This is a genomic window from Herbaspirillum sp. C7C8, assembly GCF_022627875.1.
In the GTDB taxonomy this organism is placed as follows: domain Bacteria; phylum Pseudomonadota; class Gammaproteobacteria; order Burkholderiales; family Burkholderiaceae_D; genus Herbaspirillum.
The window spans coordinates 1-9,612 of record NZ_JABXGG010000038.1 but is presented as its reverse complement, the minus strand read 5'-3'; the positions used below and the strand labels follow the sequence as shown (position 1 = coordinate 9,612).

The window sequence follows — 9,612 nt, the reverse complement described above, 5'->3', positions numbered from 1 at the left end:
ACACGACGCGTCGCGCGCCTTGCCAGCGCCCTTTCTGGACAGAACGCATCTCACGCCTATTTATGAAATGGGTTCTACAGACGTAATTCGAAGCAGAGCTGGTCGCCGCAGCATCGTGCCTTGTTCCAGTGTAACGGGGAAGCTGCGGGTATTGGCAAAGCGGGAGGGCTCGAACTGCCCTTCCGCTTTCATCGAGTGTTGCATGTAATCAAAGCATCGGGCTCGGCCCCTTTTGCAATTCTGTCTCAGGCAGCCAGCTTTTCTGTATCCCACTGCGCCGGCGCCCTGCCCTGCATGAGTTGCTCCAAGACTTGCGCCAGCCGTGTCATCCAGAGCCGCTTCAGGGCATCGTGAGCATGCCTGTCTGCAGACAAGCGGAGACGATTGCCGCGCTGTCCCTGGATTGCGGCCAGGATTTCCGGTGGACATTCCAGTGCTTTGAGCAACTCCACGGCTGCCCGTCGGAGATCGTTGGGCGTCCAGTCCGAAATGGGCAGGCGTGGTCGCTGATATTCAGGACGTGAGTCACAGTCCTCTCGCGCATTCCAGACCGCCACGCCGACGTTCTTGGGATCGAAGCGTCCGCCCTTGCGTCCTTTGAACAGGTAACCATTCGTGCTGGCCAGCAGCCGACGCTGCACGATCTCCAGAGCCCGTCCCACCAGGGGGATACGAAAATCGCTCGCGGCACCGCGTCGTTGGGGACGCAACTTTGCCTCCGGGATGATCCACCACCAGCCGTCCTCCTCCTGGCTGATCTCGCTGGCGTGCATGGCGCAAATTTCCTTTCCAGGAGCACATGTCCACGCAAACAGCGTCAGGATGTCTTCATTGGCGCTGGTGAAATGATGCAACCACGGCAGCAGGATGGCGAGCTCATCGACCGACAGCAGACGTTTCTCGGCGCCACGATGCACGCCCTTGACACGAACGCCCTTGCTCTTGAACTCCCCACGCAGGATACCGCGCCAGACATTGACGTTCTCCGCAGGAAGCAATCCGTGGGTAATGGCGTAGTCCCATGCCGCGCCCAGTTCGCGTCGCGTGATGGTGCCTTGGGTGGGCCGGTCCAGGAACCCGCGAAGAAAGTCAGCAGCCAGGTCTGCATCGACCTTCTGTGCGGGTAGGCTACCGAATTCACCGAGCGTGCGAGCGAAAATGCGCCATACTTCCCTGGCCCCTCTCTCGCCCCAATGATGCTTGACGTGCCCCTCGTAATAACGCAAGCCAATTTGCTGCACCGACAGTTGCGCAGCGGATTCATTGGGCATGGCGATGGAAGCCCGTCGTGGGTGTTCCGTTTGCCGATGTACTGTTGAGGGATCGACGCCCTGATCACGCAGACCCTTGAGCTGCCTCCAATGGCGAACGGCCGAGGTCAATGACATGTTGGGCCACTCGCCCAGCTTGACCTGACGGATCCTGCCATCATCCGGATTCTTGTAGCGATAGATCCAGTTGTACATGCTTTCGTTGGCACGCAAACGCAAGCCGCGATGCTTGGGGATGGTGAGATGCTCGCCGGCGGCCAGCGACTGGACTGCAACTGCGACTGCGACTGCATTAAACATGTTTTCTTCTCCGTTGGAGCAATTCGATCTGACCAAATTCATTTGGCTTTGCTGATCAATGCAATTGACCGCCACTTTGAATTCGGCGTCGGAATAGCTCGCATCAAGGCGCCAAACTCTGCGTGAGACGACTTCAGCTTGTTCATGTGCTATTTCGGTCGATATTTCTGCTCATCACGAGCACACACGCAAAGGTCTTCACAAGTCCGCGAGGAAGACTCGTACAAGCCATGTAATCAAGGTGATTAAATGCAGCTGGGAGGGGCGCGACTGCGATGTGCCGTGGGCACCAACGTTCGGACCACGGTGACGTCAGGCATGTAGAAGAGAGGGTACGCCAGCACCGCGACCAGCAGAGCGATACCGGGTGCAGCAGATGCCAGAGCCGGAGTGTGCTGCTGCAGGACGCAATAACCGCAGTGTGCTTTGTCAACGGGCATTTGCTCCTGCCCCGCATTATTGTTTGCCGGTGCAGTCGTGCGCTTGATGCCGGTGGCACTGCAAACCTCCATCCAGCTGATCTGGCTATTGGAGGCCAGCGCCCGCGAAATGCTTGGAGCGGCAGCGACAAAGAGCATCACGCATAGCGCAAGCCATGCGATCAGTCGATGAAGGCGTTTACTCAAACTCATGTTCGGAGGTCCGGAAACAGCAGACAAAGTCACGTTGAGGGCCGCTTATGATAAGCCTGCTTTTCTAGCTGATGACACTGCATCGATCTGGCTGCGTCAATTTGCCGCAGTCAGGAAATTGACGTTGTGCGCTCCGTAGTGGCGCAACGCGGGTGAATCTGGCAAGGCACGATGGATCGGGATACCGCGCCGGCGGTACCGACGCCAGCCGTGGCAGCGGCGGATCAGCGCAGCGCACGGGTCGATCCGTAGTTCGTCTGGAACCGCCCACATGGCAGCGTTTCAATTCGGTTGCAACATTCCCAGCCAAGCCAGCAACACCAGCGCAAAACAGGACAGCAAGATTTCAGCCATGGTCAGAAGGCGTATCCGATGCAGCGCATTGCGCTGTTGACGCATCGCCGGCACCAGTACATACCTGTTGAATACAGCAATCGCCACCATGAAGCCCGCCACCATGATCTTGATGGTCAGCAACGCTTGATAGCGAAAATGGAAGTCCAACGGCAGCCTTCCAAGAATCAGGATCGTATTGACCAAGCCTGTCAGCAAAACCAACGCAACCACTGCGTGACCGACATTTGAAAAGCGCCGCAGAATCGTGCTGACCAGCTCAGGATACGCGCAGCGATATTGCCCTGAAAGGATCAGCAAGACGATCGGCAGGGCCCCCATCCATGCCCCTACGCTCCAAACGTGGAGAAGGTCATTGGCCTGATGCAGCAGTCCCTCCCCTCCCTCATTCATGACGGCATGTCCGGTCAGCGCCAGACTCGCGAGTACGATACCGCTGCCCCCGAGACATGCCAGCAAGCGCATGCGATCCGATTGCGTCACGCTGAGCAACAGCAGGGAAACGGCCACTAGCTGGAACCACCATGCCGTACCGATCGAGGTGCCATTGGCGACCGCAGCGAGCATGTCGAAGCGCCAGGCATCAGCCCAGCCGTCCCCCAGAATACTGGCTTGCAGCGGCAAACTTGAAAGGACCGCGATGAACAGGAGTCCATACAAAAAGCGTCGCCATCCGGCCAGGCGTTGCCACAGATGGCTCCTGAGCGGCTCGGCCACCAGCACCAGCAGCGTCAGGCTAGCCCCCCACAGGAACAGTGCCGCACCATCGACAGACAGGCGGCACAGGCCCAACAAAAGCGTTGATGAAATCAAGGTGTCACGGAGAAGCTGTACGCACCCTCGGTTTTGTGTCCATCCACGGACAAGGCATGCCATTGCACGGTGTAGGTGCCCGGCGTCAGCCGTGCTGGAATCCCGACCATGAGAGACTTTCCTTCGTCCATGAGCGTGACTTGGCCCAGGTGGACTTCCTTCTGGTCCGGACCGGAGAGCTTGAGGCCGCTAAACTTCAGATTCAAGCCTTCGGAGAAGTTGAGGGTCAGCTCTGCTGGTGATGCCACTACCGCCTTGTCTGCGGGGATGGCCGTCTTCAGGTGGGCATGCGCCCAGACGGATGGCGCCAGGAACAGGCTGGACAGAACTACCAATGACAGGAGGCGTTTGATATTTTTCATGATCGTCAATTCCACTAGGGCATCAGTTGAGGAAGTGCACGAACCCCGAGCCGGGCTGACCACTTGAGCCATGAAAAGTGAGGGAACCCGGGTCAGCGCGTACATCTTCGCGGGCCCCAAGTTTGCCACGACCAGAGCGCTGCGCCTGCGACATATTGTCGCAGAGAAGCGAAATACGCATTACCCGCATACGCGTGATCGCGTGGCTCAGCATTGATCGTTCAGCGCTGCATGAGCAAACAGGCCCTAACCGCGATCAGACCCGGTCGACTTCATCCGCCTGTACAGCGTACGTTCACTCATCCCCAGGCTGGCCGCCAGTTCCTTGCGACTCCCCTTGAACTGGCGCGCCATCTCCATCAAATCAGCTACTTCGGACACAGGCTTGTCCATCCCGGGCGAACGTGTCGGCTGGAAAAGCTCCAACGCCAGATGCTCACTCTTGATCACCCCGTCATCGGCAAACAGCCTCGCACGCTCAATCACGTTGCGAAGTTCGCGGATATTGCCCGGCCAGTCGTGGTGCATCAATTGCGCCATGGCCTCCGGCGAGGTTTGCAGCGGTTTGCTTCCGACCCCGGCGCCGCGCTGAAGCAATGATTCGACCAGCAAGGGTATGTCGTCGCGCCGTTCCCGTAACGGCGGCAAATGGATGGGAAAGGCGCTGATACGGTAATACAGATCCTGGCGGAACTCGCCCTTGGCGACCATTTGCTGCAAGGGCTTGTGCGTGGCCGCCACCAGGCGGAATTCGGCCTGTTGCGTATCGACCGCACCGACACGCCGAAAGGTGGCCGATTCGATCAGCCGCAGCAGCTTGACCTGCATTCCCAATGGCACGTCGCCGATCTCGTCCAGGAACAAGGTGCCGCCCTTGGCCGTTTCCACCAGCCCCGCCTTGCGAACGTGGGCCCCGGTGAAGGCCCCCTTTTCGTAGCCAAACAGTTCACTTTCGAACAGGCTCTCGGTCAATCCCGAGCAATCCACGACCACGAAAGGACCGCGCGCCCGCGGACTGGCCTCGTGTACCGCGCGTGCAAACAGTTCCTTGCCGCTGCCAGACTCCCCCAGCAGCAGGACCGGCAAGTCCGACATGGCCACGCGCTGCAACTCGCCCAGCGCACGATTGAAGGCCGGTGCCTTGCCAACCAGCCCCTGCCGACTGGCCTGCACCGAGGCATGGCGCACCGTCTGCAAGCGCTCGACGAAACCCACCACGCGATGCTGCTGATCGATGATCGGCCGCAACTCCACATCCACATGCTCCGGCCCGCGCGGAGTGTGATGGATGTGCAGCACCCGATCCGGTCCCTTGGTCACCAGAGCACTCTGCAAAGGACAGTGCTCTCCAGCCTGGTCGCAAGGCACCTGGTAATGATGCGACATGGCATAGCATTTCTGACCGATCGGCGCCCTGCCCGCCGTGGCGAACTGGCGCCGGTAGGCCGTATTGGCCGCCAGAATCTCGTAATCGGTGTTCATCACGATCATCGGTGTCGGCTCGTGGTCCAGATAGGAAATCAGGGCCTGTACCTCGAACGGTTGCAATACATCCGGTAATGACGACACGACGCTCTCGCTTTCTTCCATAAAAATCCAGGCGCATAGCCCTCTGATGACCCATTCACCCTGCCACTGCCATTCGGACTGCCTACGGCACTGCCAATTGGCAGTATGCCACTGCCAGTTGGCAGTGTCACTGGCAGCCAGGGGAAGCACTCATTGCGCCCGAAGAGAAATTTATTCAAATAAATCAATAACTTGAATGAAGGCATCGCATTGGCACAGATTTTGATATGAAGAAAATATCTGACAATCAGAGGAGGACAACATGGACAACCTGCATATTGAAGGCCATTTCGACCCGGCCACCAGTACCGTGAGCTATCTCGTACTGGATCGCGCGACCCGGCAATGCGCTCTGCTCGACAGCGTGCTGGACTACGATCCCAAATCCGGACGCACTTCCACCAGCAGCGCCGATCACCTGATCCGGCGCGTGCAGGAACTCGATGCCTCGGTGCAATGGATCCTGGAAACCCATGCCCATGCCGATCATCTGTCGGCAGCGCCCTATCTCAAGCGCAAGCTGGGCGGACGTATCGCCATCGGTGAACATATCCGCCAGGTGCAAGACGTATTCGGGGCGCTTTTCAATGCCGGCAGTGAATTTGCGCACGATGGCAGCCAGTTCGATCACCTCTTCGCCGACGGCGAGCATTTCCAGATCGGGACCTTGCAGGCGCGTGTCATGCACACGCCCGGCCACACTCCGGCCTGTATCACCTATGTCGTGGAGGAAGGCGACCAGATCGCCGCCTTCGTCGGCGATACCCTGTTCATGCCCGACTACGGGACCGCGCGCTGCGATTTCCCCGGCGGGAATGCCCGCACGCTCTTCCATTCCATCAACAAGGTCCTGAGCCTGCCGCCGCATACCCGTATCTATCTGTGCCACGACTACCAGCCCAACGGCCGGCAGCTTCAATTCGTCACCACCGTGGCCGAAGAGCGCAGCAACAACATTCACGTCCGCGATGGCATCAGCGAAGAGGAATTCGTGGCCATGCGCAGCGCCCGTGACGCCACCCTGGCCATGCCGGTGCTGCTGCTGCCGTCGGTGCAAGTCAACATGCGTGCCGGCCAATTGCCACCGGCCGAGGCCAATGGCGTGCGCTATCTGAAGATCCCGCTGGACGCAGTCTGATCCCCAACCCTGAGGAGTCATCATGAAATGCAATGTAGGCGGTATCGACCGCATCTTGAGAATCATCGTCGGCCTCGTGCTGGTCATCCTTGCGGCTACCGGCACCGTGGGATGGTGGGGCTGGCTGGGCCTGATCCCGATAGGGACCGGCCTGCTGCGCTTCTGTCCGCTATATCCGCTACTGGGCATCAGCAGTTGCGCTAACCGGGATCGCTGATCCCCTCCCCTTGCTGGTCGACGCCGGGGCGTCGCCGCCAGGGATACATCCATCGAGGAGACATTCCATGAACATCAAGCAACTGACGGCCAACCTGTCCGTCTCGGCCCAGGTCATGCCTGCCGATATGGCAGAGATCGCTGCGGCCGGCTTCAAATCCATCATCTGCAATCGTCCGGACGGGGAAGCCGGCGACCAGCCCAGTTTCAGAGAGGTCGAGCAACAAGCACAGGCTGCCGACATCGAGGCTCGCTATCTACCGGTGATCCCGGGTCAGGTGGCCGACACCCAGGCTGACGAATTCGACCGTCTTCTCGAGGAGCTGCCCAAGCCCGTGCTGGCCTATTGCCGCAGCGGCATGCGCAGTACCACGCTGTGGGGGCTTTCACGTGCCGGCCGCATGTCCACGGGAGAAATATTGAGCCGCGCCGAGCAAGCAGGTTACGACCTGAGCGCGCTGGTGCGCAGAATCAACCAGAGCAATGCCACGCCATTCGATGTGGCCGACTCGACGCACAAGGTGGTCATCGTCGGTGGCGGTGCTGCCGGGATCTCGGTGGCGTCGAGCCTGCTGGCGCGCCAGCCTGGGCTGGATATCGCCATCATCGATCCGGCCGATGTGCACTATTACCAGCCCGGCTGGACTCTGGTGGGCGGCGGCGTATTCACGCCCGCGCAGACGGCCCGGGTGATGGGATCACTCATCCCGCGCGGGGTACGCTGGATCAAGTCGGCCGTGGCCGGCTTTGAGCCGGAGCGCAATGCGGTGCTGCTGGAAGGATGTCGCGTGGTGAAGTATGAACAACTGGTGGTCTGCCCCGGCCTGAAACTGAACTGGGACGGCATCGAAGGTCTTACCGACACCCTGGGTCGCAATGGCGTGACTTCCAATTATCGCTATGACCTGGCGCCCTATACCTGGGAGCTGGTGGAGCGCTTCAAAGGGGGGAATGCCGTTTTCACCCAGCCGCCCATGCCCATCAAATGCGCCGGGGCCCCGCAAAAGGCCATGTATCTCTCTTGTGATGCGTGGCGACACGCCGGTGTACTGGAGAAGTCGAATGTGCAGTTCCGCTCGGCCGGTGCCGTGCTCTTCGGCGTGGCCGAGTACGTGCCAGCCCTGATGGAGTATGTGCAAGCCTATGGCATCGATCTCAACTTCGGACAGACCCTGACCGCCATTGATGGCGGACGCAAGATCGCCACCTTTGCCGTCAGCTCCCCCGATGGCAGCTCACAGAAAGTGGAAGTGCCCTTTGACATGATCCACGTGGTGCCGCCGCAGACGGCACCGGACTTCATCCGCAGCAGTCCTCTGGCCGATCCGGCCGGGTGGATCGATGTTGATCAGTCGACCTTGCAGCACAAGCGCTTTTCCAACATCTTCGGACTCGGCGATGCGGCCAATTCTCCCAACGCCAAGACCGCTGCCGCGGCCCGCAAACAAGCGCCGGTGGTGGCCCACAATGTGCTCCACAATCTGGGTCGGCAATCCGTTCAGGCCCGCTACAACGGCTATGGATCTTGTCCCTTGACCGTGGAGCGCGGCAAGATCGTTCTGGCCGAATTCAACTATGGCGGCAAGCTGGCGCCCAGTTTCCCGGCATGGATGCTGGATGGCACGCGGCCATCGCGGCTGGCCTGGCTGCTCAAGGAGCGCATTCTGCCGCCGCTGTACTGGGAGGGCATGCTCAAGGGACACGAGTGGCTGGCGCAACCCGAAATGGTCGGTTGAGGAGACAGAGATGAGCATGAGCCTGTTACTGGGTGCCTTGGTGGGCTGCATCATGGGCCTCACCGGCGCCGGTGGCGGTATCCTGGCCATTCCGCTGCTGGTGTTCGGCCTGCATCTGAGCGTGCCGCAGGCCGGTCCCATCGGCTTGCTGGCCGTAGGCATGGCTTCGGCCATGGGGGCGGTGATCGGTTTGCGGGCCGGCATCGTGCGCTATCGGGCTGCCGCGCTGATCGCTGCCGTCGGCATCGTCCTCACGCCGCTGGGAACGTGGCTGGCGCATCAGCTCGATACGCGCTACCTGACGCTGCTGTTTGCCCTGGTCATGGTGTGGGTAGCCATCAAGGGCATGCGGGATGCCCGGCGTAGCAAGACAGCCGCGGCCACCGTATCGGATGACTGCCCCTGCCTGCGTGACAAGAGCGGGCGCTTCGTCTGGACACCCCGTTGTGCCAGTCGTCTGGCCGTCATGGGTGGCGTGGCGGGCGTGCTCTCGGGTCTGCTCGGCGTGGGGGGCGGGTTCGTCATCGTACCAGCCTTGCAGCGCGTAACCGACCTCGCCATGCAGTCCGTCATCTCGACTTCGCTGGCGGTCATTGCGTTGATTTCACTGGTCAGCGTCGGCACCAGCATGGTCAGTGGTCACTTCGACATGGGCATTGGCCTGCCATTTTCTGCCGGAGCGATCGCGGGCATGTTGCTCGGAGGAAGGCTGGCGGTACGCTGGCATCCTGCCCACCTGAAGCTGGCGTTTTCGGTCGTCTGCATGGTAGTTTCTGCTGGCCTGATCATGAAGTCCATTCATTGATCTTTGGGCATACATGCGTTCATTTCAGATCGGCTTTTCTACACCCACATAAAAAGTAGAGGTGATGATGAAGCAAATTTTCTGGCAGAAGTTTAATCCGGGGGGCATTTCCAGAAGGCTGACAGATCTGCCGTTAGCCGCGGAAATCACCATTCTCCTGATGGTCAAAGTAGCCCTCATCACGGCGCTGGCCAAGACCTTCTTCGCCCATCCAGAGGCCAAGCATATGCAGATGCCCGTGCAGAGCGTGGAGCAACGCATGCTTGCGCCTGCCTCTTTCTCGGCATCGTCGAATGACATGCAGCATTCATCTGAAAAAATTACCAAATCGGAGTAAGCCATGGTTCCCATCGATGAAGTCGTCTCGCTATCGCGGCTGCAGTTTGCCGTCACGGCGCTCTATCACTTCCTGTTCG

General features: G+C 59.9%; 10 protein-coding genes. 5 read left to right on the top strand and 5 right to left on the bottom strand.

Annotation, left to right across the window (positions count from 1 at the left end; translation table 11 throughout):
* Positions 1–245: 245 nt before the first annotated feature.
* The 5 genes from HWE01_RS22470 to HWE01_RS22450 all read right to left on the bottom strand — a co-directional run bounded on the left by HWE01_RS22470 (position 246) and on the right by HWE01_RS22450 (position 5,322).
* The gene (locus HWE01_RS22470) at positions 246–1,571 is read right to left on the bottom strand and encodes a tyrosine-type recombinase/integrase (RefSeq protein WP_241822937.1); all 1,326 of its coding nucleotides are present in this window, start codon (positions 1,569–1,571) and stop codon (positions 246–248) included.
* 245 nt (positions 1,572–1,816) lie between these two features.
* Entirely contained in the window at positions 1,817–2,203 is a 387-nt protein-coding gene (locus HWE01_RS22465; protein ID WP_241822936.1) for a DUF2946 domain-containing protein, read from the bottom strand.
* A 282-nt stretch (positions 2,204–2,485) separates the two neighbouring features.
* Positions 2,486–3,370: a copper homeostasis membrane protein CopD gene (gene copD, locus HWE01_RS22460; protein ID WP_241822935.1), complete on the bottom strand. Its 885-nt coding sequence runs from the start codon at positions 3,368–3,370 to the stop codon at positions 2,486–2,488.
* Positions 3,367–3,732: a copper homeostasis periplasmic binding protein CopC gene (gene copC / locus HWE01_RS22455; RefSeq protein ID WP_241822934.1), complete on the bottom strand. Its 366-nt coding sequence runs from the start codon at positions 3,730–3,732 to the stop codon at positions 3,367–3,369. The genes copD and copC overlap by 4 nt, the downstream gene beginning before the upstream one ends.
* Positions 3,733–3,978: 246 nt before the next feature.
* Complete coding sequence (locus HWE01_RS22450; RefSeq protein WP_008328739.1) at positions 3,979–5,322, bottom strand: sigma-54 interaction domain-containing protein; 1,344 nt, start codon at positions 5,320–5,322, stop codon at positions 3,979–3,981.
* A 241-nt stretch (positions 5,323–5,563) separates the two neighbouring features.
* On the opposite strand from HWE01_RS22450, the gene HWE01_RS22445 reads away from it, so the two are divergent.
* The 5 genes from HWE01_RS22445 to cydP all read left to right on the top strand — a co-directional run bounded on the left by HWE01_RS22445 (position 5,564) and on the right by cydP (position 9,533).
* Positions 5,564–6,439: an MBL fold metallo-hydrolase gene (locus tag HWE01_RS22445; protein ID WP_008328738.1), complete on the top strand. Its 876-nt coding sequence runs from the start codon at positions 5,564–5,566 to the stop codon at positions 6,437–6,439.
* Positions 6,440–6,461: 22 nt separating this feature from the next.
* The gene (locus HWE01_RS22440; protein WP_175344928.1) at positions 6,462–6,656 is read left to right on the top strand and encodes a YgaP family membrane protein; all 195 of its coding nucleotides are present in this window, start codon (positions 6,462–6,464) and stop codon (positions 6,654–6,656) included.
* A gap of 67 nt (positions 6,657–6,723) precedes the next feature.
* On the top strand, positions 6,724–8,391 hold the full coding sequence (locus HWE01_RS22435) for a bifunctional protein tyrosine phosphatase family protein/NAD(P)/FAD-dependent oxidoreductase (protein WP_241822933.1): 1,668 nt from the start codon (positions 6,724–6,726) through the stop codon (positions 8,389–8,391).
* Positions 8,392–8,401: 10 nt separating this feature from the next.
* A complete protein-coding gene (locus tag HWE01_RS22430; RefSeq protein WP_241822932.1) occupies positions 8,402–9,196 on the top strand; it encodes a sulfite exporter TauE/SafE family protein in 795 nt (264 codons plus the stop codon).
* 64 nt (positions 9,197–9,260) lie between these two features.
* Entirely contained in the window at positions 9,261–9,533 is a 273-nt protein-coding gene (cydP, locus tag HWE01_RS22425) for a cytochrome oxidase putative small subunit CydP (RefSeq protein WP_241822931.1), read from the top strand.
* Positions 9,534–9,612: the final 79 nt, after the last annotated feature.

What these genes read in the sequence shown, in the direction of transcription:
- HWE01_RS22470 (WP_241822937.1), bottom strand. Translation starts at nt 1,571, where the DNA reads ATGTTTAATGCAGTCGCAGTCGCAGTTGCAGTCCAGTCGCTGGCCGCC.
- HWE01_RS22465 (WP_241822936.1), bottom strand. Translation starts at nt 2,203, where the DNA reads ATGAGTTTGAGTAAACGCCTTCATCGACTGATCGCATGGCTTGCGCTA.
- copC (WP_241822934.1), bottom strand. Translation starts at nt 3,732, where the DNA reads ATGAAAAATATCAAACGCCTCCTGTCATTGGTAGTTCTGTCCAGCCTG.
- HWE01_RS22450 (WP_008328739.1), bottom strand. Translation starts at nt 5,322, where the DNA reads ATGGAAGAAAGCGAGAGCGTCGTGTCGTCATTACCGGATGTATTGCAA.
- HWE01_RS22445 (WP_008328738.1), top strand. Translation starts at nt 5,564, where the DNA reads ATGGACAACCTGCATATTGAAGGCCATTTCGACCCGGCCACCAGTACC.
- HWE01_RS22440 (WP_175344928.1), top strand. Translation starts at nt 6,462, where the DNA reads ATGAAATGCAATGTAGGCGGTATCGACCGCATCTTGAGAATCATCGTC.
- HWE01_RS22435 (WP_241822933.1), top strand. Translation starts at nt 6,724, where the DNA reads ATGAACATCAAGCAACTGACGGCCAACCTGTCCGTCTCGGCCCAGGTC.
- HWE01_RS22430 (WP_241822932.1), top strand. Translation starts at nt 8,402, where the DNA reads ATGAGCATGAGCCTGTTACTGGGTGCCTTGGTGGGCTGCATCATGGGC.
- cydP (WP_241822931.1), top strand. Translation starts at nt 9,261, where the DNA reads ATGATGAAGCAAATTTTCTGGCAGAAGTTTAATCCGGGGGGCATTTCC.